The sequence below is a fragment of the Caulobacter sp. GW821-FHT09B08 genome, from assembly GCF_059418225.1.
In genome coordinates, this window is sequence record NZ_JBWKPL010000004.1 from 270,895 (window position 1) to 292,702 (window position 21,808).

The 21,808-nt window shown below is 69.0% G+C and carries 21 protein-coding genes and 1 pseudogene; 13 read left to right on the forward strand and 9 right to left on the reverse strand.

From position 1 onward, the window contains the following. Position 1 precedes the first annotated feature (1 nt). Genes AC07OA_RS14655 through AC07OA_RS14670 form a run of 4 tightly spaced genes read left to right on the forward strand, consistent with a single transcriptional unit; the run spans position 2 to position 4,039 of the window. Positions 2–646 (forward strand): acyltransferase, encoded by a 645-nt coding sequence (locus AC07OA_RS14655; RefSeq protein WP_494664544.1) that lies wholly within the window; start codon positions 2–4, stop codon positions 644–646. Next, complete coding sequence (locus tag AC07OA_RS14660; protein ID WP_494664545.1) at positions 643–1,563, forward strand: NAD-dependent epimerase/dehydratase family protein; 921 nt, start codon at positions 643–645, stop codon at positions 1,561–1,563. The genes AC07OA_RS14655 and AC07OA_RS14660 overlap by 4 nt, the downstream gene beginning before the upstream one ends. After that, on the forward strand, positions 1,560–2,636 hold the full coding sequence (gene wecB, locus AC07OA_RS14665) for a non-hydrolyzing UDP-N-acetylglucosamine 2-epimerase (protein WP_494664546.1): 1,077 nt from the start codon (positions 1,560–1,562) through the stop codon (positions 2,634–2,636). Before AC07OA_RS14660 ends, wecB begins: the two co-directional genes overlap by 4 nt. After that, entirely contained in the window at positions 2,633–4,039 is a 1,407-nt protein-coding gene (locus tag AC07OA_RS14670) for a hypothetical protein (RefSeq protein ID WP_494664547.1), read from the forward strand. Before wecB ends, AC07OA_RS14670 begins: the two co-directional genes overlap by 4 nt. Positions 4,040–4,042: 3 nt before the next feature. Here the strand turns inward: AC07OA_RS14670 and AC07OA_RS14675 are convergent, their stop codons facing one another. From AC07OA_RS14675 to AC07OA_RS14685, 3 genes are all read right to left on the reverse strand, one after another. After that, on the reverse strand, positions 4,043–4,213 hold the full coding sequence (locus AC07OA_RS14675) for a hypothetical protein (protein WP_494664548.1): 171 nt from the start codon (positions 4,211–4,213) through the stop codon (positions 4,043–4,045). Further along, entirely contained in the window at positions 4,210–5,292 is a 1,083-nt protein-coding gene (locus AC07OA_RS14680; RefSeq protein WP_494664549.1) for a hypothetical protein, read from the reverse strand. The genes AC07OA_RS14675 and AC07OA_RS14680 overlap by 4 nt, the downstream gene beginning before the upstream one ends. A gap of 159 nt (positions 5,293–5,451) precedes the next feature. Then, the gene (locus AC07OA_RS14685) at positions 5,452–6,597 is read right to left on the reverse strand and encodes a helix-turn-helix domain-containing protein (protein ID WP_494664550.1); all 1,146 of its coding nucleotides are present in this window, start codon (positions 6,595–6,597) and stop codon (positions 5,452–5,454) included. A gap of 360 nt (positions 6,598–6,957) precedes the next feature. On the opposite strand from AC07OA_RS14685, the gene AC07OA_RS14690 reads away from it, so the two are divergent. Further along, complete coding sequence (locus AC07OA_RS14690) at positions 6,958–7,440, forward strand: hypothetical protein (RefSeq protein WP_494664551.1); 483 nt, start codon at positions 6,958–6,960, stop codon at positions 7,438–7,440. A 9-nt stretch (positions 7,441–7,449) separates the two neighbouring features. Here the strand turns inward: AC07OA_RS14690 and AC07OA_RS14695 are convergent, their stop codons facing one another. The 3 genes from AC07OA_RS14695 to AC07OA_RS14705 all read right to left on the reverse strand — a co-directional run bounded on the left by AC07OA_RS14695 (position 7,450) and on the right by AC07OA_RS14705 (position 10,327). Next, positions 7,450–9,135 carry an MFS transporter gene (locus tag AC07OA_RS14695; protein WP_494664552.1) on the reverse strand — a complete coding sequence of 562 codons (1,686 nt, stop codon included), beginning with the start codon at positions 9,133–9,135 and terminating at the stop codon, positions 7,450–7,452. 82 nt (positions 9,136–9,217) lie between these two features. Beyond that, a complete protein-coding gene (locus AC07OA_RS14700) occupies positions 9,218–9,409 on the reverse strand; it encodes a hypothetical protein (protein ID WP_494664553.1) in 192 nt (63 codons plus the stop codon). A gap of 9 nt (positions 9,410–9,418) precedes the next feature. Continuing rightward, complete coding sequence (locus AC07OA_RS14705; RefSeq protein ID WP_494664554.1) at positions 9,419–10,327, reverse strand: hypothetical protein; 909 nt, start codon at positions 10,325–10,327, stop codon at positions 9,419–9,421. A 246-nt stretch (positions 10,328–10,573) separates the two neighbouring features. Between AC07OA_RS14705 and corA the strand changes: the two genes are divergently transcribed. Both corA and AC07OA_RS14715 read left to right on the forward strand, forming a co-directional pair. Next, positions 10,574–11,542 carry a magnesium/cobalt transporter CorA gene (gene corA / locus AC07OA_RS14710; protein ID WP_494664555.1) on the forward strand — a complete coding sequence of 323 codons (969 nt, stop codon included), beginning with the start codon at positions 10,574–10,576 and terminating at the stop codon, positions 11,540–11,542. Positions 11,543–11,545: 3 nt separating this feature from the next. After that, positions 11,546–11,680, forward strand: a pseudogene (locus AC07OA_RS14715) (hypothetical protein); the annotation flags it as partial. A 15-nt stretch (positions 11,681–11,695) separates the two neighbouring features. Here the strand turns inward: AC07OA_RS14715 and AC07OA_RS14720 are convergent. Together AC07OA_RS14720 and AC07OA_RS14725 are read right to left on the reverse strand one after the other, a co-directional pair. Next, positions 11,696–11,923 (reverse strand): hypothetical protein, encoded by a 228-nt coding sequence (locus AC07OA_RS14720; protein WP_494664556.1) that lies wholly within the window; start codon positions 11,921–11,923, stop codon positions 11,696–11,698. A gap of 564 nt (positions 11,924–12,487) precedes the next feature. Next, a complete protein-coding gene (locus tag AC07OA_RS14725; protein WP_494664557.1) occupies positions 12,488–13,117 on the reverse strand; it encodes a TetR/AcrR family transcriptional regulator in 630 nt (209 codons plus the stop codon). Positions 13,118–13,283: 166 nt separating this feature from the next. Between AC07OA_RS14725 and AC07OA_RS14730 the strand changes: the two genes are divergently transcribed. The 6 genes from AC07OA_RS14730 (at position 13,284) to AC07OA_RS14755 (ending at position 20,854) form a co-directional block, all read left to right on the forward strand. Beyond that, a complete protein-coding gene (locus AC07OA_RS14730; protein WP_494664558.1) occupies positions 13,284–13,478 on the forward strand; it encodes a hypothetical protein in 195 nt (64 codons plus the stop codon). Between the two features lie 65 nt (positions 13,479–13,543). Continuing rightward, positions 13,544–14,722, forward strand: a complete 1,179-nt coding sequence (locus tag AC07OA_RS14735; protein ID WP_494664559.1) for an efflux RND transporter periplasmic adaptor subunit — start codon at positions 13,544–13,546, stop codon at positions 14,720–14,722. 174 nt (positions 14,723–14,896) lie between these two features. Next, positions 14,897–18,079, forward strand: coding sequence for an efflux RND transporter permease subunit (locus tag AC07OA_RS14740; protein WP_494664560.1), 3,183 nt, complete (start codon positions 14,897–14,899; stop codon positions 18,077–18,079). Between the two features lie 161 nt (positions 18,080–18,240). Then, positions 18,241–19,638 (forward strand): efflux transporter outer membrane subunit, encoded by a 1,398-nt coding sequence (locus AC07OA_RS14745; protein WP_494664561.1) that lies wholly within the window; start codon positions 18,241–18,243, stop codon positions 19,636–19,638. 231 nt (positions 19,639–19,869) lie between these two features. Further along, the gene (locus tag AC07OA_RS14750) at positions 19,870–20,232 is read left to right on the forward strand and encodes a hypothetical protein (protein WP_494664562.1); all 363 of its coding nucleotides are present in this window, start codon (positions 19,870–19,872) and stop codon (positions 20,230–20,232) included. A gap of 91 nt (positions 20,233–20,323) precedes the next feature. Then, entirely contained in the window at positions 20,324–20,854 is a 531-nt protein-coding gene (locus AC07OA_RS14755; protein WP_494664563.1) for a dihydrofolate reductase family protein, read from the forward strand. 7 nt (positions 20,855–20,861) lie between these two features. Here AC07OA_RS14755 and AC07OA_RS14760 read toward each other — a convergent pair whose 3' ends face one another. Beyond that, complete coding sequence (locus AC07OA_RS14760; protein ID WP_494664564.1) at positions 20,862–21,704, reverse strand: hypothetical protein; 843 nt, start codon at positions 21,702–21,704, stop codon at positions 20,862–20,864. Positions 21,705–21,808: the final 104 nt, after the last annotated feature.

A 21,808-nucleotide genomic window follows, 5' to 3' on the forward strand; every position in this document is an offset into this window, starting at 1 on the left:
CGTGGGATCCGATACGCCGGCGGCCTGGGCCCACCCCTCGGCCGAGATCGAGCCCGGCGCGACGCTGGGGGCCGGCACGCGCGTCTGGCGCTTCAGCCATGTGGCCGCCAGCGCCCGGATCGGCGCCGGCTGCGTGCTGGGCCAGAACGTCGCCGTCGGTCCTGGCGTCGTCATCGGCGACCGCTGCAAGATCCAGAACAATGTCAGCCTCTATGCCGGGGTGGTGCTGGAGGACGGGGTGTTCTGCGGCCCCAGCTGCGTGTTCACCAACGTCACCACCCCGCGCGCCGAGATCGAGCGCAAGACCGAGTTCAAGACCACCCGCGTGCGGCGCGGCGCGACCATTGGGGCCAACGCCACCATCGTCTGCGGCAACACCCTGGGCGCCTGGTGCCTGATCGCAGCGGGGGCGGTCATCACCCACGACGTCCCGCCCCTGGCCCTGATGGCCGGCGTCCCGGCGCGGCGCATCGGCTGGGTCAGCCACGCCGGCGAGGTGCTGGGTCCGGACCTGGTCTGCCCCCGCACGGGCGACCGCTACGCCGAGCGTCCTGAAGGGCTGCGACGGGTGATCAATCTTTCGGGCTTCGGCGAGGACGACCTCGACCAGGCCGCCAGTAGCGAACAGTCAGCGAGCGTCGGATGAAGCGGGCCCTGGTCATCGGATCGGAAGGCAATATCGGCAAGCCCCTGGCGGCCCACCTGCGGGCCCAGGGCTGGGAGGTGCTGTGCGCCGACATCAAGCCCGGCTGGCGCAAGGACTACCTGCAGGTCGACATCAACCAGCCGGCCGACCTGATGCCCACCCTGCGCTGGAAGCCCGACGTGATCTTCGCCCTGGCCGCCGTGGTCAGCCGGGTGACCTGCGAGCAGGCCTCCAGCCTGGCGGTCAGCACCAACCTGGGGGGCCTGAACAACGTCGTGCTGCTGGCCCAGGCCGCCGACGCCAAGCTGGTCTATTTCTCGACGTCCGAGGTCTACGGCCCCACCGACGGCCCGATGGACGAGGCCGCCACCGTTCCCCGGCCCAACAACCGCTACGGCCTGACCAAGCTGCTGGGCGAGAGCCTGGTGGACTACGAGGTGGCCCAGCACGGCCTGCGCGCCGTCACCCTGCGGCCGTTCATGATCTATGACGAGAACGAGGACTTCGGCGACCACCGCTCGGCCATGATCCGCTTCGCCCACGACCTGGCGCGCGGACGGCCCATCGAGGTGCACCGGGGCAGCGCCCGCGGCTGGCTGCACATCTCCGACGCCGTGCGCGCCATCGAGGCGGCCGCGAACGTCGAGGAGCATGCGGTGATCAATATCGGCCACCCCGAGGTGACGCCGATCGAGGCCCTGGCCGAGGGCCTGCGCGCCCGGCTGAACGCCTCGCCCTCGCTGATCACCCTGCACGACCTGCCCGCCCGGATGACCGCCGCCAAGCAGCCCAGCCTGACCCGCATGCGCGACCTGCTGGGGGTGACGCCGAAGGTGTCGCTGGACGAGGGGCTGGACCGCATGGTGGCCCGGGTGCGCGCGCGCCTTGCCCAGGTCGCCTCGGAGCAGCCGGCGTGACACATCGCCTACTGACCGTGGTCGGCGCCCGGCCGCAGTTCGTCAAGGCCATGCCGGTCAGCCGCGCCATCCGGCGCGCCGGCCTGACCGAGGTCTTGGTCCACACCGGCCAGCATCACGACGCGGCCCTGTCCGACAGCTTCTTCCGCGAGCTGGGTCTGCCCGAGCCCGCCGAGAACCTCGGGATCCACGGCGGCTCGCACGGCGAGATGACCGGCCGGATGCTGGCGGCCCTGGACGGGGTGATCGCCCGCGTCCGGCCCGACCTGGTCGTGGTCTATGGCGACACCAACTCCACCCTGGCCGGGGCCCTGGCCGCCGCCAAGTCCGGCGTGCCCGTGGCCCATGTCGAGGCGGGCCTGCGGGTGTTCGACCGCTCGATGCCGGAAGAGACCAACCGCGTGGTGGTCGATCATCTGTCCCGCCTGCTGTTCGCCCCCACCCGCGCCGCCGTCGGCCATCTGGCGCGCGAGGGTCTGGTCGAGGGCGTCGAGCATGTGGGCGACGTGATGCAGGACGCCGTCCTGGCCATGGCCGCCCTGCCCGTCTCCGGCGACAACATCCTGGCGCGCCTGGGCCTGGCGCCGGACGCCTATGCCGTGGCCACCCTGCACCGCGCGGCCACCACCGACAGCGCCGCCGCCCTGGCCGCCGCCGTCGGCTATCTGCGCCGCGAAGCCAAACGACTGCCGGTGATCCTGCCCCTGCACCCGCGCACCCGCCAGGCCGCCGCCCGCTTCGGGGTGGACCTGTCGGGCCTGACGGTGATCGAGCCCGTCGGCCCTCTGGACATGCAGCGCCTGCTGGCCGGCTGCGCCCTGGTGCTGACCGACTCCGGCGGCCTGCAGAAGGAGGCCTATTTTCATCGCAAGCCGTGTGTCACCCTGCGCGACGACACCGAATGGAGCGAGACCGTGGACGCGGGGTGGAACCGCCTGTGGACGGTGGCCGATTATCGCCCCCGCCGCGACATCGACGACTACGGCGCCGGCGACGCGGCCGAGCGGATCGTCCGCACGATCGCCCGATTCCTGGCGAACGACGCCGCTTCCGCGACCGGAGCGCGGGCATGAAGGACACCCACGACACCCCACCGCCCCCTCCTGGTCCGAAGCCCGACTTCGCCGATCGCAAGCGGCGCGCCCGGGTGGCCGAGGATCCGGCCGCGCGCAAGGATCGGCCGCTGCGCGTGCTGCTGGCCTGCAACTACGATCCGCAGAACGCCGCCACGATCTGCGACCACATCAACGCCTTCGTCCGCTACTCCCGCCACGACATCCACGTGCTGTCCAAGACGGGCGAGATCTTCGACGGCGTCAAGCTGTCGACCTTCGACGCGGTCGTCATCCACTACTCGCTGTTCCTGGCGATGGAGGCCTATGTCGGCCCGCGCTCGCGCCGAGCCCTGGCCGCCTTCAAGGGCGCCAAGGCGGTGTTCATCCAGGACGAATACCGCTTCGTGAACGCCACCCTGGAGGCGCTGGAAGCCTGCGGCGTGGACATCGTCTTCACCTGCCTGGGGCCGTCCGAGGCCGCGCGGGTCTATGGCGGGGTCCGCCAGGGCCGGCTGCTGACCCACCAGGTGCTGACCGGCTACGTCCCCTATTGGCTGCCCCACTACCAGCCGCTGCCCCTGGCCGTGCGCAAAACCATGGTGGGCTATCGCGGCCGCACCTATCCGGCCTGGCACGGCGAGCAGGGCCGCGAGAAGGTGCGGATCGGCAAGCTGTTCAAGCGCGACGCCCAGCGCCTGGGCATTTCGACCGACATCGCCTGGTCCGAGGAGAGCCGGCTCTACGGCCGCGACTGGATCGACTTCATCCGCAACTGCCAGGCGGTGCTGGCCGTCGAGAGCGGCGCCAGCGTCTTCGACTTCGACGGCGCGGTGGCCGCGCGCAGCGAGAGCTTCGCGGCCCTGGTCGAGCGTCCGCACCCTATCCCCGGCATGGGCAAAAAGGTCTCGTACGAGACCCTGCGCGACCGGTTCTTCTCGGGGCGCGAGGACGAGATCGACATCGCCCAGATCTCGCCCCGGGTGTTCGAGGCCATCGCCCTGCGCACCCTGATCATCGCCTATCCCGGCCGCTATTCCGACGTCATGCAGCCGTGGCGGCACTACGTCCCGCTGGACAAGGACCACGGCAACATGGCGCAGGTGGCCGAGGTGCTGCGCGACACCGACCGGGTGGCCGAGATCATCGCGAACGCCTATGCCGAGATCGCCCTGAACCCGGCCTATTCCTATTCGGCGATGATCGAGCAGTTCGACGGGCGGGTGGCCGAGCTGATGGCCGACCGCCCCCGCGCCTCGTCGCACGAGGGCGTCGGCGCCAAGTTCCGCGCCGCCCATCCGGTGCAGCTGATCGACAACCCCCACGAACTGCGCAAGCCTCGCCCCGCGCGCCGCCTGGCGGGCGGCGTCCTGCGCCGGCTGGGGCTGTACGGCCTGTTCAACCGCCTGCGCCGGCCGAGGTAGGCCTCAGTCGATCCCCAGCAGCCGCCGCACGGGCCGCACCCGCGCCACGCGGCGCAGGACGGCGCGCACCGGGGCGGGCGCCGACTGCCAGCGGGACTCCACCACGATCATCGCCCAGCCCGCCCAGTCGCGCAGGCGCAGCAGGGTCACCAAGCCCAGCGGGGGGCGGCTCACGCCAGCACCTGGTCGCTAACCGCCCGCACGGCCGTGCGCCAGCTGTAGCGGCCCGAGGCGACGATCTCGTCATAGGCCCGGTCGGCCATGGCCTGGGCGTGGGGCAGGTCGCGGCTGCGGTCCAGGGCCGCGTCCATGTCGGCCAGGTCCCGCCCCACCGGCTGGTAGTGGCGCCCCGCCTCCAGCACCCCGCAATAGTCGCCCTCGACCAGGACCTGGAAGGTGCGGGTGACCACCGCCTCCAGATGGCGCGGCGACAGGGCCCGGACCTCTGTCGGCCGCGCCGAGGCCGGCGGCGACCAGGCTCCGTCCAGATCCAGCGGCGTGGGATCGTCGACCGGCAGGTCGCCGTCGGTGTCGATCAGGGACGAGCCGCCCTCGACCCCGGCCACCGCGCGGCTGGAACCCAGCAGGCGGATCCAGGCGTCGCCGACCAGCCGCCGCTCGCCGTCCACCGCCACGTCGGCGCGATGCCCCCGGTCGTGCGCCCAGGCCGCGGCCCGCAGACCGACCTCGCGCTTGAGCGCCCCCATCTCGCCCAGCCAGGCCGGCGCGGCCCAGGCCCGGTAGCTGACCGCGATCGGCCGCTTGGCCAAGTCAGGCGACACCTTCGAGGCCAGCCGCACCAGGGCGTCGTCGACATAGGCGGTGAGAAAGCGGCGGATCTCGTAGGGCCGGTTTTCGGGCGGATAGAAGCCGTCCCACTGGGCCGGATCGACGGCGGTCAGCAAGAGGTCGATCCGCGCCCGGACCAGGAAGTCGCGCAGGCGGCCCAGGCTGAGGAACTCGTCCAACGGAGCCGCCACGCGGCGGGCGCGGGCCGGGATGGCGGCGGCGGCCTGCTCCAGCGCGCCCCAGCCACGGGGCGTATAGCGCCCGGCCAGGGCGGTGGCGTCGATCAGCACCACCTCCGGATCCAGCGCCGATATCCAGGCCGGATTGAAGGGAAAGCCCAGGTTCAGGAACACCACCCGCCCGGGGAAGTGCGCCTTCCAGGCGAAGATCCGCTGATGCTCCCAGCGGCGCATCGGCCACTGGCCGCGCCAGTCGTACAGGACAAGGGCCGTGGGGCGGCGCATGGAGGCCTAGCGACCGCCGTCGGGAGGGACGCCCCGCGCGAGCCTTGCAACCATCTACGCCACCTCACCCCAAGGCGCCCCGTGCGCCCGAGGCCAAACTCGGGGGGTGGGCGGCCCCTGTCAACGTTCAGGGTTCGTCGAGCGGCGATCTTTAGGCGGTCAGCGCCCCCTCGGCCCCTCGCCCAGGGCGCCGCGCAGGGTCTCGGACGGCGCCTCGCCGAACATCGCCCGGTAGGCGCCCGAGAACCGGCCCAGCTCCCAGAAGCCGTGGTCGAGGGCCACCTGGGTCACGGTGGTGGGATGCGCGCGGCCGTCCAGCAGCCGGGCCCGGGCCGCCGACATGCTGCGCAGCCGCAGATAGGCCTTGGGGCTGACGTCCAGCAAGTCGTGGAAGGCCCGGTAGAGCGTACGGCGCGAGATGTTCAGGGCCTCGCAGATGTCCTCCACCTGGATGGCCTGCCGCGCCCCGCCGCCCTCGACGAAGTCCTCGGCCCCGCGCACGATCCGGGCGGCGTTGAGCGCGCCCTGCCGGCGCACGCCGTCGGCCTTGGACCGGGCCAGGGCGGTCAGCACCCCGTCCAGAAGCTCTTGCCGCAGGAAGGCCACCGCGCTGGCCGGCACCGCCCCGCCCATGGCCCGCAACAGGCTGGAGCAGCCCTGCAGCACCCGCTTGCAGGCGGCGCGCGCCTCGGGTGGGGGCGAATGGATGGCCGCCTCGGTCCAGAACTGGGGATCGGCCAGCCACTCGAAGGCCTGGGCCCGCTGCATCACCAGCCCCCAGGGCGCGGTGACGACGGCGTAGGCCGTGCGCCCCTGGAACCGTCCGTCCAGTTCGCCGCCGGGCGGGATGGCCAGGATGTCGCCCTCCTCGATCCGGTGGCCCCACTGGTTCAGCACCCCGTCCTGCTCCAGCACCGAGACGATGCTGAAGCCCTTGGTCGCCAGGGTTCCGCGCACCCGCAGGTCGCCGTCGAAGCCGCCGGCGTCGAAGCCCATGTCGCCCAGGCCGGCGCGCAGCAGGTGGCCTCGGCAGGGCTGGGGCGTCAGCTGGGTGACCGCCAGGTCGCGCCCGGCGGCATGGGCCCAGACCTCGTGGGGGCCGCGCGTCTCGCGCAGCGCCACCTGGCCCAGCACGACCTGGCTGGCCGGACGCGCGCCGAACGAGCGCTCCTCGTCCAGCGTGCCGACCACCAGACCTTCGTCCGCGCGGTCGCCGATCCCGGCGTCGGGCAACCCTTGCAGCCGCCGCCAGTCGGCGTCCTGCCAGGGGTAGAAAAAGGTCTCCGTCACGCCTTCGCCGTCCATGGGACTTCTCCCGGCGGGAGACGATGCGATCTCGGCGACCCCGCCGTGACCTTCAAGCGACCGCATCCGTCATCGCGCCCGATTCACCCCTCGAAGATGGCACGGACGATTCGCGATGTAAGTAAGGTGAAACCACTAGAAAGCATCGAAACAGCAGAGAAATTTATAAAATTTTCCACAGCACAGCTTGTTTCATCAGTTTCAGGTGTAGTTAATTTCGTATTATCTATTAATACACAAAATCTCGAATTAACTCACATTGATTGGCACTCGCCGCATAGCAACCAACAACATCCCATAGAACTATGAGGTCGAATTGGGGTCATGGAGGACTCTATGGTTCGGCGAAATTGGAAAGGGATGACGATCTTCGGAAAGCGGGGTCTCTTGGACACTCCGCGCGAAGGCGAGGCGCAAGATCACTGGGCGCAGGCCCTGCGCGACATGAAGGCCGCCTGCGACGGCGAGCGTCGGCAAAGGCGCCAAATCGCCGAGAGCGGGGCGCGCCAGCTGACCCGGGCCCAGGCGGTGCTGGCCGAAGCCGAGACCCGTCAGCGCGACGCCGAGGCGGCGCTGCGCCGGGCGCGGCGGATGGCAGCCGTCGGCTGGATGGCCGCCGAAGCCTGCCGCGACATGACCGCCCTGCACGCGGTGGCCGCCAAGGCCCTGACCGCCTCGCGCGAGCGGCTGCATGGCGACCACCGCACGGTCAGCGAGATCGACTGGGCCCTGGGCGGGCTGAGCCAGGCCGAGCAGATGCTGGACCGGGTGACGGCCTATCTGGACGCCCGCCGCGAAACCGCCCAGGCCGCCCGGATCGACGGCCTGCTGGGCGGGACGTGACGCCGAGCCTCACGCCTCGATGTCGACGTCCTTGGTTTCCTTCAGGAACAGGATCCCGACCACGGCCGTGATCGCCGCCACCACGATCGGGTACCACAGGCCGTAATAGATATTGCCCGTGGCCGCGACCATGGCGAAGGCCGTGGTCGGCAGAAAGCCGCCGAACCAGCCGTTGCCGATGTGGTAGGGCAGGCTCATCGAGGTGTAGCGGATATTGGTCGGGAACAGCTCGACCAGCATGGCGGCGATCGGGCCGTAGACCATGGTGACGTAGATCACCAGGATCGCCAGCACGCCCACCACCAGCGGCTTGTTGACCAGAGCGGGGTCGGCCTTGGCCGGATAGCCCGCCGACTTCAGGGCCGCGCCCAGCTCCTTTTCCCAGGCCGTCTTGCGCGCCTTGAAGTCGGCCTTGTCGAGGGCCTCGCCGTGGAAGGAGTCCAGGGTCGCGCCGCCGATCTTCACCTGGGCGACGCTCCCTGCCGGGGCGGTCTGGTTCGTATAGGTGACGCCGGCCTTGGCCAGGTACGACTTGGCCAGGTCGCACGAGCGGTTGAACACCGTCTTGCCGACGGGGTCGAACTGGAACGAGCAGTCGGCCGGGTCGGCCACGACGGTGACCGGGGCGCTGGCCACGGCCGCGGCCAGGCGCGGATTGGCCGCCGTGGTCAGGGTCTTGAACAGCGGGAAATAGGTCAGGGCCGCCAGGATGCAGCCCAGCATGATGATCGGCTTGCGCCCCACCTTGTCCGACAGCCAGCCGAAGAAGACGAAGAACGGCGTGCCGATCAGCAGGGCGATGGCCACCAGGGTGTTGGTCGTGGCCAGATCGACCTTCAGCATCTTCTCCAGGAAGAACAGGGCGTAGAACTGGCCGGTGTACCAGACCACCGCCTGGCCGGCGGTCAGACCTACCAAGGCAAGAATGACGATCTTCAGGTTGCCCCACTTGGCGAACGAGTCGGCCAGGGGCTTCTTGCTGCCCTTGCCCTCGTCGACCATCTTCTGGAACGACGGGCTCTCCGACAGCTGCAGGCGGATCCACAGCGACACGCCCAGCAGCAGCACCGAAATCAGGAACGGGATGCGCCAGCCGAAGGCCTCGAAGGCGTCCTCGCCGGTGACGTTGCGGGTCAGCAGGATCACCACCAGGCTGAGGAACAGACCGAAGGTGGCCGTCACCTGGATGAAGCTGGTGTAGAAGCCGCGCCGTCCGGGCGGGGCGTGCTCGGCGACATAGGTCGCCGCCCCGCCATATTCGCCGCCCAGGGCCAGGCCCTGGACCAGGCGCATGACCACCAGCAGCGCCGGCGCGAGCACCCCGATCTGGGCGTAGCTGGGCAGCAGGCCGACCACGAAGGTCGACAGGCCCATCAGCAGCATGGTGACGAGGAAGGTGTTCTTGCGCCCCCACAGGTCGCCCAGCCGTCCGAACACCAGCGCCCCGAACGGCCGCACCGCGAAGCCGGCGGCGAAGGCCAGCAGGGCGAAGATGTAGCCGGTGGTCTCGTTAACGCCGGAGAAGAAGTGCTTGGTGATGTAGGTCGCCAGCGAGCCGTACAGGTAGAAGTCGTACCACTCGAACACGGTGCCGACCGAAGCGGCCCCGATGACCAGGGCGTCCTTGCGCCCCACAGCTTGGCCGCCCTTGGCGCCCTTGACGCTTCCGCTCGCCGGTTTGCCGGTGTCGCTCATATCACCCCCTGTTTCGCCAACTGACGCGGCGTGCGGGGGACGATGCACGATCCTCCGCCGGAAGCAAACGGGTACCGGTAACTTATCCGGAGAAGACTTCGACCTTGGCGGGCTTGGGCGGAACGCAGGGTTTATAAGTCGCCGTGACCGTCCACTTGTCGTTCGGCTGCTGGGTCTTGGTCACGCTCACCGGATCATCGAGTTTAAAGGTGTCGACCACGCCATCGACCCGGTTGCCCGGAACCTCGGTCACTTGCCAAACGCCACACGGCATCGTCGCCTCCTAATTGCTGGGAACGGGGGGAACGGAGAGCGCCTGCACGGCCTCCTTGCGGGCGTCGGCATAGGGGCCTGTGTAGACAAAGCTTCCCAGACCGGGGTCCCACCCGTTGCCGTTCAACCAGGTCCGCAAAGCCGCGACCCGGTCCTTGTTGGGCTGCGCCGGCTGCCCGGCGGAGTCGAGCAGACTGCCTCCCGGCCCCTTGGAAACGCCGGTGGGCCAGATCCAGGCCGCCAGACGCTTGGACGAGTCGTCCTCCACGAACGGCGACGAACGAAGCGCCTCGATCTGCCGATCGGCCACGGCTTTCTTGGCGCCCGCCGCGACCTGCACCTCCATCAACGCGCCCTGGATCGTGCCGGCTTCGTAGTACTGCTGCAGATCGACGAGAGCCTGGCCCAGAGGATACTGCGTCTCGTCGTCCTGCAGCCCCTTGAGGATCGGCACCAGGGCGGCCTGGCGGCTGGCGTTCATCTGGGTGACCAGGGCCGGCACGGTCTGCTCGGCGAAGAAGTTCTTGTCGATGGCCAGGCGCGAGCCGTTCAGCAGGGTGGTGGCCGCGGTCAGGGCCGCGTGGTCGGCCTCGCCGCCGACCAGGCTGTTGGCGACGCCCAGCGTCAGATTGGTGATGTCGAACGCCGACTGGGCCTGGGCCCTGTTGATCGCGAAGCTCTGGATGAACTTGATGTATTGCAGATTGTAGAGCGTCAGGCGGCCGATGACGAATTCGTCGCGCTTGGTGCGCCGGTCGCGCGGGTCGGCCTTGTCGTCATAGTAGTTCGCGACGGACGTCGCGGCCCCGTACTTGGCGCTGTACTGCTTGATGTCGGTATCGATGTCGAAGGCGGGAGCCGGACCGACCACGTTCTTCATGGTGCCGCAGGCCGCCAGCGGAACGAGCACCGCCAACATGAGGACCAGGCGACACAACGACCTGCCCAACCCGACCAAACCCGACATACAGCCCCCTCGGCCATGAACGCCCCGGTCATGAACAACAAGGCGGTCCACGGCATTGTCTGTTGGCGCGGCCCCACCGCCACGCTCAAGCTCCATCAGGGTAACGATGTTCTTTCGAATTCCAACATGCAATTTAAGGAGGTCGCGGACCGTCGCACCACCGGTGCATGAGACATCGTCCGCCGAGAACCGCGCCCGATGAGCGTCGTCGCCGCCTATGTCTACAAGCACGGCGTGCGGACCCGCGAGGTGACGCTGGACGAGGCCGACGCCCTGGTGGTGCGGGCAGGCGAGTTCGTGTGGATCGGCCTTTACGAGCCCAGCGCGGCCGAGATGGACCGGCTCAAGACCCGCTTCAAGCTGCATCCCCTGGCGGTCGAGGACGCCCTGAACGCCCACCAACGGCCCAAGGTCGAGGTCTATGGCCGCGAGCTGTTCGTGGTGGCGCGCACGGCCCAGCTGGTCGACGCCCAGATCTGCTATGGCGAGACGGCGATCTTCGTCGGCCAGGGTCACCTGATCACCGTGCGCCACGGTTCGGCCCGGGCCCACACCGAGCTGCGCGCCCAGCTGGAGGCTTCGCCGGCCCTGCTGGCCAAGGGCTCGGACTATGTGCTGCACGCCGTGCTGGACTTCGTGGTCGACGGCTACCTGCCGATCATCCAGGCCCTGGAGGACGAGGTGCTGGATATCGAAAAGCGCACCCTGGAGACCTTCCTCAGCCACGCCGAGGTCAAGCGCCTGTTCCATCTGCGGCGCGACCTGATCCGCTTCAAGCGGGTGCTCAGCCCCATGGCCGAGGTCTGCGGCCGGTTGGAGCACCTGGACGCGCCGTGCCTGGACGACGACGTGCGGCCCTATTTCCGCGACGTGCTGGACCACACCCAGAAGGTCGAGGGCATGGTCGACGCCCTGCGCGAGGTGATCACCTCGGTCTTCGAGGCCGCCTCGCTGCTGGAACAGCAGCGCCAGAGCGCCATCACCCGCAAGCTGGCCGCCTGGGCCGCGATCCTGGCCGTGCCGACGGCGGTGGCGGGGATCTACGGCATGAACTTCCAGCACATGCCGGAGCTTGGCTGGACGTGGGGCTATCCAGCGGTGATGATCGGCATCGCGGCGGTGTGCGGCGTGCTGTACGCGCGGTTCCACAAGGACGGGTGGCTGTAGGACGCCCCCTCCGTCATGTCGCGTATCCGCGCCATGCCACCTCCCCCGTTTCACGGGTGAGGAGGAAGCGCGCCGGACCTCTCCTCACCCGTGAAACGGGGGAGGTGGCGCGATGCGCAGCATCGTGACGGAGGGGGCGTCCTACGGCAGGAACTAGCTCGCCCAGGCCCGCGCCGGGTGGTGGAAGCGCCCGGCTTCCGCGCCGTCGCGCAGGAACACCCGCACCTCGGCGGCGCGGCCGGAGGCGGCGACGCGGTTGGCGAGATCGCGGGCGGCGGCTTCGGCGCGGCCGCCGCGTTCGAAGGTGAGTTCGGTTTCCAGGGCTTCGGAGCGGACCGACCAGCCTTGCTCGGCCGGGGCGACGGAAATCAACAGAGCCATGACGAGCTCCTTACGCAAATCGGACTTGAGAGCGCGGCTTCAGCCGCGAACGAGCGGGTTTCAGGGGGCGTCGACCGACCCCGAAACGATCGAGGTCAGATCGACATTCGCCCTACGAGGGGATGACATCGACACATCTTATAGGCTCGCAACTTCACAACTTGACGACATGGGTACGGCCCCGGCGCAACTGACGCGAGCCAGAACTCCTGGCCCCGTTTTTAGTTTCTCGAACCGTTCGATGTTCTGGAAAGGCGGTCAGAAAAACTGCCGGGACTCAATTCCTATCGATTTGATAGATTTTCCGAAGCGACGGCCATTCCTCCCCTTTGAGCCCGTCGCCGGCGCGCGCCGCGCGGACCCGTCGGGGGATGGGTGTCCGCGCGGCGCGTCTAGCCTTTTGAGGCCGTTGGACGCCCCCTCCGTCACGTCGCTGCGCGACGCGCCACCTCCCCCGCTATGCGGGTGAGGAGGACTCGCGCTGAACCTCTCCTCACCCGTGAAACGGGGGAGGTGGCATGGCGCGGATACGCGACATGACGGAGGGGGCGTCTAGGGCGTTCGCTAGCTGCCCAGGTGCGAACGGATCAGCATCCGCCCCGCCCGCGCCACGGCCTTCACCGGCCCTTCGGCGCCCAGGGTCACCCGGGCCGTGCAGGCGCCTTCCATCAGCAGCAGCAGGCTGTCGGCCAGGTCGTCGTCCGGCGCGCCGGCGCGTTTGCAGAGGTCCGCCAGGCGGGCGTGGAGTTGCTGCTTGTAGGCCACCGAGACCTTCTGGGCCGGGTGGTCGGCCTCGTGCAGCTCGATGGCGGCGTTCGACAGCGGGCAGCCGTGGACGTCGGCGGTGCGGGCCTTGGTCTCCAGGGCGTCGAAGATCGCCTCCAGCTGGGCGCGCGGGTCGCCGCAGGTGCAGCCCACCACCTCGTCCCACCAGATCCAGTAGTCGCGTTCCTGTTCGCGCAGCACCTCGGCCACCAGCTCGTCCTTGGACGGGAAGTTCCGATAGAGCGTCATCTTGGTGGCTTCGGCCTCGGCGGCGATCGCCTCGACGCCCACCGCGCGGATGCCGTGCTGATAGAACAGCTCGCGCGCGGTTTCGAAGATCCGGTCGCGAGCCGGTCTTTTGGACAAGGGTGCGCACGCGGGCGCCTCCAACTCGTCCACCTTGCCCCCGCCAGAATTTCTCTCAGCCATTTTCACAGCACCTCACCTTGACGTGAGAGTTACCGGTCAGTATCTCTCATCGCGTGGGCGATACCGAACGGTATCGTCACATCACCTACATCGTCACAGACGGCCCCCACGTCAAGCAACACCGTCTGCGACATTTGATCATTAGCCCCGGAAAGGAGCGCGAGCCATGCCCCCGAGCGCAAGCCCACAAGGCCAGCACGCCGCCGCCACGCCCAGCCGAGCCGCTTGGCTCGACTTCGCGGCCGGTCCCGCCCGCTCCCTTCGCAAGCTGATCGGCCAGGGCGAGCCTGCCTCGCCCGGCCAGGACTGGGCCTCCTCCCCCAAGGCCCGCACCAAATCCCGGCGTCCCGTCTGGGAATGAACAAGCACCAAAGTCTCCTCCCCCCGCTTCCCCCGTCCTCGCTTTCAAGTCCGACAGGTACGACCATGTCCCTCCGTCCCGCCCTCACCTCCTTCGCCGGCCTGGCCGCCGTGGCCGTGCTGGCCGCCTGCTCGGCCCAGGCCAAGCCTGAAGCCGCCCCGCCCCCCGCCCAGGTCACCATCACCCCCGTCGCGTTCAAGGAACTGCGCCAGTGGGACGACTTCACCGGTCGCCTCGAGGCCGTCGACACCGTCGACATCCGCCCGCGCGTCAGCGGCTACATCGACGGCGCCCGCTTCGAGGAAGGCGCCCGGGTCCGCAAGGGCCAGGTGTTGTTCCAGATCGACGCCCGCCCCTACCAGGCCGAAGCCAACCGCGCCCAGGCCGAGGTCGAGCGCGCCAAGGCCCAGCTGAACCTGGCCGTCGTCAACCGCGAGCGCGGCCGCCGGCTGATCGAGCAGAACGCCCTGGCCCAGAGCGAATTCGACCGGCTCTCCGCTGAAGAAAAAGCGGCTCAGGCCAATGTCGCCGCCGCCAGCGCCGCCTACCAGACCGCCCGCCTGAACCTGGAATGGACCCGCGTGGTCTCGCCCATCGACGGCCGGGTCTCGAAAGCCGTGATCACCCGCGGCAACCTGGTCACCCCGTCCGACCTGCTGACGACGGTCGTCAGCGACGCCCCGATCTACGCCACGTTCAACGCCGACGAGCAGACCTTCCTGAAGTACGCCGCCGCCGAGCGCGGCAAGGCCAGCCCGGTCTATATGGGGCTGATGACCGAGGACGGTTATCCCCACCAGGGCCAGCTGAAGTTCATCGACAACGCCCTGGACGCCAAGAGCGGCACGATCAACGGCCGGGCCATCTTCGCCAACGCCGACGGCCGCTTCACCCCGGGCCTGTTCGCCCGCATCCGCATGGTCAGCGACACCTCGGCCACCGTGGCCCTGGCCCCGGACCGCGCGGTGGCGACGGATCTGGGCAAGCGCTTCGTGGTGGTAGTGAACGCCAACAACAAGGCCGAGTACCGTCCCGTCGAGATCGGTCCGCTGGCCGGCAACCTGCGCATCATCCGCTCGGGTCTGAAGCCCGGCGACCGGGTGATCGTGGCGGGCCTGCAGAAGGTCAAGCCGGGCGACACGGTCAAGCCGGTGGTGATCAAGACCGACCTGTCGGCCGATCTGGCCCAGTTCGAGACCGGTCCCCAGCGGGTCGCGATGATCAACAGCGTCGGCCAGAACTAAGCCCACCTCTCCCTTCCCCCTTCGATGGGGGAAGGGCCGGGGATGGGGGTGAAAGCGCGTCAGGATAAGGCGCCGCCCGCGAAACCTCCCCCGCCGCAGTCACCCCCACCCCTGCCCCTCCCCCATCCAGGGGGAGGGGGCTCTCCCTTCACGCCTCCTCCCCGGACGCCCCCCATGAATTTCTCCAAGTTCTTCGTCAGCCGGCCGCGCTTCGCCGCCGTGCTGTCGATCGTCATCTTCATCGCGGGGCTCGTGGCCCTGCCGCGCCTGCCGATCTCGGAATATCCCGAGGTGGTGCCGCCGACCGTGGTCGTGCGCGCCGCCTATCCGGGGGCCAACCCCGCCGTCATCGGCCAGACCGTCGCCGCCCCGCTGGAGCAGGCGATCAACGGCGTCGAGGGCATGATCTACCAGTCGTCGCAGTCGGCTTCCGACGGCGCGATGATCCTGACCGTCACCTTCGCCCTCGGGACCGATCTCGATAAGGCCCAGGTGCAGGTCCAGAACCGCGTCGCCCAGGCCCTGCCGAAACTGCCCCAGGAGGTGCAGCGCATCGGCGTGACCACCGACAAGGCCTCGCCCGACCTGACCCTGGTCGTGCACATGATCTCGCCCAACAACCGCTACGACATGCTGTACCTCAGCAACTACGCCCAGCTGAACGTGCGGGATCGGCTGAAGCGCGTCGACGGCGTGGGCGATGTCCAGATCTTCGGGGCCGGCGCCTACTCCATGCGCGTGTGGCTGGATCCTGAAAAGCTGGCCTCGCTGAACATGACCGCCGGCGATGTGGTCAAGGCCCTGCGCGAACAGAACGTCCAGGTCGCCGCCGGCCAGCTGGGCGCTCCGCCCACCAACACCGGCGCCGACTTCCAGCTGTCGATCAACGCTCCCGGCCGCCTGACCGACGAGGAGCAGTTCCGAAACGTCATCATCCGCTCTGGCGAGAACGGCGAGCTGACCCACCTGGGCGACGTGGCCCGCGTGGAAATGGGCGCCAACAACTACGCCCTGCGCTCGCTGCTCGACAACAAGTCGGCCGTGGCCATGCCGATCTTCCAGCGCCCGGGCTCCAACGCCCTGCAGATGGCGGCCGACATCAAGAAGACCATGAAGGAGCTCAAGAAGGAGTTCCCCGAAGGGGTCGACTACGAGATCATCTACGACACCACCGCCTTCGTGCAGGAATCGATCAATTCGGTGATCCACACCCTGATCGAGGCCATCATCCTGGTGGTGCTGGTGGTGGTGCTGTTCCTGCAGGGCTGGCGCGCCTCGATCATCCCGCTGATCGCCGTGCCCGTCTCGCTGATCGGCACCTTCGCGGTGCTGCTGATGCTGGGCTTCGGCCTCAATGCCCTGACGCTGTTCGGCCTGGTGCTGGCCATCGGCATCGTGGTCGACGACGCCATCGTCGTGGTCGAGAACGTCGAGCGCAACATCACCGACGGGCTGGAGCCGGCGGCGGCCACCCGCAAGGCCATGAGCGAGGTCACCGGACCGATCATCTCCACGGCCCTGGTGCTGTGCGCGGTGTTCATCCCCACCGCCTTCATCAGCGGCCTGTCGGGCCAGTTCTACCGCCAGTTTGCCCTGACCATCGCCATCTCGACGGTGATCTCGGCCTTCAACTCCCTGACCCTGTCGCCGGCCCTGGCCGCCGTGCTCCTCAAGAGCCACGACGCGCCCAAGGACCGCTTCCAGAAGATGATCGACGCGGCCCTGGGGTGGCTGTTCAACCCGTTCAACCGCTTCTTCGCCAAGGCCTCCAACGGCTATGTCGGCGGCGTGGCCAAGACCCTGGGCCGCTCGACCGCGGGCCTGATCATCTACGGCGTGCTGCTGGCCCTGACCATCGGCGCCTTCATGAAGACCCCCGGCGGCTTCGTGCCCCAGCAGGACAAGGCCTATGTGGTCGCCGTCTTGCAGTTGCCCGACGCCGCCTCGCTGGACCGTACCGAGGCCGTCATCCGCCAGATGGGCGACATCGCCATGAAGGTGCCTGGCATCAAGCATTCCGTCGCCTTCCCCGGCCTGTCGGCCAACGGCTTCATCAACAGCCCCAACTCCGGCGCGGTGTTCTTCCCGCTGGACGACTTCAAGAACCGCAAGGGTCACGAGCTGTCGGCCAACGCCATCGTCGGCGAGCTGAACGCCAAGTTCGGCGCCATCCCCGACGCCCAGATCGCGGTCTTCCCGCCGCCTTCGGTGCAGGGGCTGGGCACGATCGGCGGCTTCCGCATGCAGATCGTCGACCGCGCCGGTCTCGGCCCGGACGAGCTGAACAAGCAGACCCAGAACCTGATCGACAAGGCCCGCAAGGACCCCGCCCTGACCGGCGTGTTCTCGACCTACCAGGTCAGCGTTCCGAAGATCGAGGCCAACATCGATCGCGAGAAGGCCCGGGCCTCGGGCGTCAGCCTGACCGACCTCTTCGAAACCATGCAGGTCTATCTGGGCTCGCTGTACGTCAACGACTTCAACCGCTTTGGCCGCACCTACGAGGTCAACGTCCAGGCCGACCAGAAATTCCGGCTTCAGCCCGAGCAGATGCTGCGCCTGCAGACCCGCAACGGCTCGGGCCAGATGATCCCGCTGGGCGCCTTCGTCAGCTTCAAGGAGGCCACCGGCCCCGACCGCGAGAGCCACTACAACGGCGTGCTCACGGCCGAGATCAACGGCGGCCCGGCCCCCGGCTATTCGACGGGCCAGGCGCAGAAGGCCCTGGAAGACCTGGCCAAGAAGGAACTGCCCAACGGCATGGGCTACGAGTGGACCGAGCTGACCTACCAGCAGATCCTGGCGGGCAACACGGCGATCTACATCTTCCCGCTCTGCGTGCTGCTGGCCTTCCTGGTGCTGGTGGCCCAGTACGAGAGCTGGAGCCTGCCGCTGGTGGTCATCCTGATTGTGCCGATGACCCTGCTGTCGGCCCTGGCCGGCGTGCTGCTGACCCATGGCGACAACAACATCTTCACCCAGATCGGGCTGATCGTGCTGGTGGGCCTGGCCTGCAAGAACGCCATCCTGATCGTCGAGTTCGCCAAGGAACGCGAGGAGCACGGCGACACCCCGCTTCAGGCGGTGCTGGAAGCCTGCCGCCTGCGCCTGCGGCCAATCCTGATGACCTCGATCGCCTTCATCATGGGCGTGTGGCCGCTGGTCGTCTCCCACGGGGCCGGCGCGGAGATGCGCCGGGCCATGGGCGTGGCGGTGTTCTCCGGCATGCTGGGGGTGACGGTCTTCGGCCTGATCCTGACCCCGATCTTCTACTTCGTGATCCGCCGCAACACCGCCCGTCGGGCGGCCGAGAAAGCCGCGCTGAAGGCGGCTCAGACCCCGGTGGAGGCGCACTGATGCCTGCTTCTTCCCCCCTCCCCCTCGATGGGGGAGGGGCCGGGGGTGGGGGTGACCACGGCGGTGGACGACACCCCGACCTCGCCACATCCGGACACGCCTTCACCCCCATCCCCAACCCTTCCCCCATCCAGGGGGAAGGGAGACCTTCGAGGTCCCCCATGACTGCCTTGAAACACACCCTGACCATCGGCGCTTCGATGCTCCTGCTCTCGGCCTGCGCCGTGGGCCCGGACTACAAGACCCCCGTCCAGGCCCCGGTCGTCCTGCAAAACGCCCCGGCCGGCGCCTTCTCCACCGCCGCCCCCGAGGCCCAGTGGTGGAAGGCGTTCAACGACCCGGTGCTGGACGGCCTGGTCACCCAGGCCCTCTCGGGCAATCTCGATCTCAAGGTCGCGGTCGCCCGGGTGGACGAGGCCCGCGCCCTGTTCAAGGACGCGCGCCTGGACCAGCTGCCCCGCGTCACCGCCGACGGCTCGTACGTCAAAAGCGACCAGCAGCAGCCCGGCTCGGGCGGCCAACGCGTCGAGAGCGAGACCTACCAGGCCGGCTTCGACGCCGGCTGGGAGATCGACCTCTTCGGCCGCGTCCGCCGGGGCGTGGAGTCGGCGCGGGCCGAGGCCGGGGCGGCCCAGGCCGACCTGCGCGACGCCCAGGTGACCATCGCCGCCGAGGTGGCCCGCAACTACCTGGAACTGCGCGGCGCCCAGGCGCGGCTGGCCGTGGCCAACCGCAACCTCGCCACCCAGCGCGAGACCCTGCGCTTGACCCAGGTGCGCTACGACGCCGGGGCCGGCAGCCCCATCGACGTGGCCTCGGCTCAAGCCCGCCTCAACGCCACCGAGGCGGCGATCCCGTCGCTGATCACGACCGAGAAGCGCGCCAACTACCGGCTCTGCGTGCTGGTGGGCCAGCGCCCCGGCCAGCTGGATGCGACCCTGGCGGCCCGCGACGTCGAGCTTTCGCCGCTGATCGCCGCCCTGCCGATCGGCGACGCGGCCGATCTGCTGCGCCGCCGCCCTGACGTCCAGGCCGCCGAGCGCCGCCTGGCCGCCCAGACCGCCAAGGTGGGGGTGGCCACGGCCGACCTCTTCCCGCGCGTGCGGGTGACCGGCTTCGTCGGCTTCCTGTCGGGCACGGCCAGCGGCTTCGGCAACAGCGCCAGCCAGGCCTGGTCGGTGGCCCCGTCGGTCTCCTGGCCGGCCCTGGATCTCGGCGGCGCGCACCAGCGCCTGAAGGCCGCCGAGGCCCGCAACGACGCGGCCCTGGCCCAGTACGACCAGACCGTGCTGGCCGCCCTGGAGGACCTGGAGAACGCCCTGGTCGGCTATCGCCAGCAGCAGGCCCAGCTGGTCAGCCTGACCCGCCAGGCCGCCGCCTCGCGCCGCGCAGCCGAGCTGGCGCGGATCCAATACAAGGAAGGCGGCATCGACTTCCTGGTGCTGCTGGACGCCGAACGCACCCTGCTGGCGGCCGAGGACTCGCTGACGGTCGCGGAGACCGGCGTGAACACCAACGTCGTGGCCATCTACAAGGCGCTGGGAGGCGGCTGGAGCTAGGAAGTTATCCACAGGGGCGCGAGCCGGGGACATGCACTTGTGCGTGTCCCCAATCTCGTCCACGGCGGTTCAACCGTAGCCCTTCGGCGCCAGCGTCTGGGGACACGCACAAGTGCATGTCCCCGGCCTCTATCCCCGCTCCCGCCGAGACAGACACCAACAAATCCAAAACCCTACACGAAAACGCGCGTTTCTTATCCCCACCCTCCGGGACGGCCGCACACTCTCGGCATGACCCAAGCCCTCGCCCTCCCCGCCCTCACCCCTGCCTCCCGCTGGAGCCAGGCCCTGCAAGCCAAGCTCATGGCCGCCATCGACGCGCTCTGGGCGATCCTGGAGCACAGCCTCGACCCCGCCGAGATCAAGCAGGTCCGCGACCGGGCGAAAGCCATCGGCGAACTGGCCGCCATGGCCCGCAAGGTGGCGCAGATCACGCCCCGCCGCGTCCGGCCAAGGCCGGGGACGACGAAGGGGACGCACACGCGCGGCAAGACCTCGCCGAACCTGTCGAAGACCTCGAAGCGGGTGTGTGTCCCCCAATTCGGCCGCAAGCGGCCCAGGCCGAACACGCCCGCCGGGCGCTGGAGAAGCTGAAGGGCGGTCGGCGCGGGCGGCCGTAGCGCCGCTTGCCTCCCACCCCGTTTCCACGCAACCTCCGACCCGAACCCAAGCGGAGACCCTGCGCATGGCGAAGCTCGTCTTTGGAATGAACCAGTCGTTGGACGGCTATGTCGACCACACGGCCTTCGCGCCCGATCCCGTCGTCTTCCGCCACTTCATCGACCAGGCCCGCGAGCAGGCCGGCAGCCTCTACGGCCGCAAGCTCTACGAGATCATGCGGTACTGGGACGAGGAGCAGCCGGGTTGGGGCGACGAGGAGCGCGCCTTCGCGACGGCCTGGCGCGCCCAGCACAAATGGGTCGTCTCGCGCACCCTGACCTCGGTCGGCCCCAACGCCACCCTGCTGGGCAGCGACCTGGAGGCCGAGGTCCGCGCCCTGAAGGCCCGCGTCGACGGCGAGATCGAGGTCGGCGGCCCCGACCTGGCGCGCAGCCTGACGGCGCTCGGCCTGATCGACGCCTATCGCATCTATCTCCACCCCGTCGTGGTGGGTGGCGGCGCGCCCTACTTCAACGACTCCCGGCCCGCACTCCGCTTCGTGGGCAGCCGGCTCATCGGCGAGCAGACGCTCCAGCTGACCTACGTGCCGGCCTGACGGCGGCTCAGCTCACGCCGAGGGCCAGGAGCAGGTCAGACGTGATGCCCGGAGAAGACAGCAGGCCGTGCTTGACCCGATAGTCGAGGATCGCCGCCCGGGTGTTGACGCCGATCACCCCATCCGGAACGACAGCCTTGTAGCCGAGGGCCCTGAGCTTTTCCTGCACCCGCCACTCGCGTGAAAGCTCGACCGCCGGCGCGCCCGTCACGAAGGGCCAGATCTTGGCGAACAAGGCCTTGCGCTCGGGCAGGCCCACCAACCCGCCGTTGATCCCCAGCGTGACCAGCTTGATATCGTTGTTGTCGGCCGCCAGGTTCAGGTTCTTGGACTTCCACTCCTGGAGCGCGGGACTCAGGACATTCTCCTTGGTGTTGATCAGATCGGGCTGGCCCTCGAGATCGACACCCATCGCCTTGCCGAATTTCCGATAGGATTCCCGCCCGGTGGTCTGCAGCACCCCGCGCCCCCGATAGGTCCAGCCGTCCTGCGTCGCGGGCGGCCCGTTTCCCATCCTGTCGCCATAGACCAAGCTGAACAGGGCCACGCCGTTGTCCTTGGCGCATTGCTCGGCCATGGCCACGCAGGCGGCGCGGTTCGGGAAGTACCGGTGCCAGTTGCCGCCGTCCCACATGTCGCCGAGGTTCTTGGCGGTGTATCGCCCGCTCTCGACCAGGATCCGCAGGTTGCCGGTCTCGTGCAGGCACTGGGCCATGAAGTGCGCGAGCCGCAGCGGCGTGGTGATGCCGAACTTCGCCAGAGTGGCGTCGCCCTCCTCGAATGCCTTGCGATAGGTGGCGTTCGCGTTCGGCGCGAATTTCGCGACCACGTCCTTTGCCGTCACGCTCATGGCTTCCCCCGAAGACCGTTTCGCGGAAACGATGCGCGTAAAGGTGAAGCTTAGCAACCTATGCGGCGCCTTGGAGGCACAATTCGCCGTCCGGCGTCGATGGC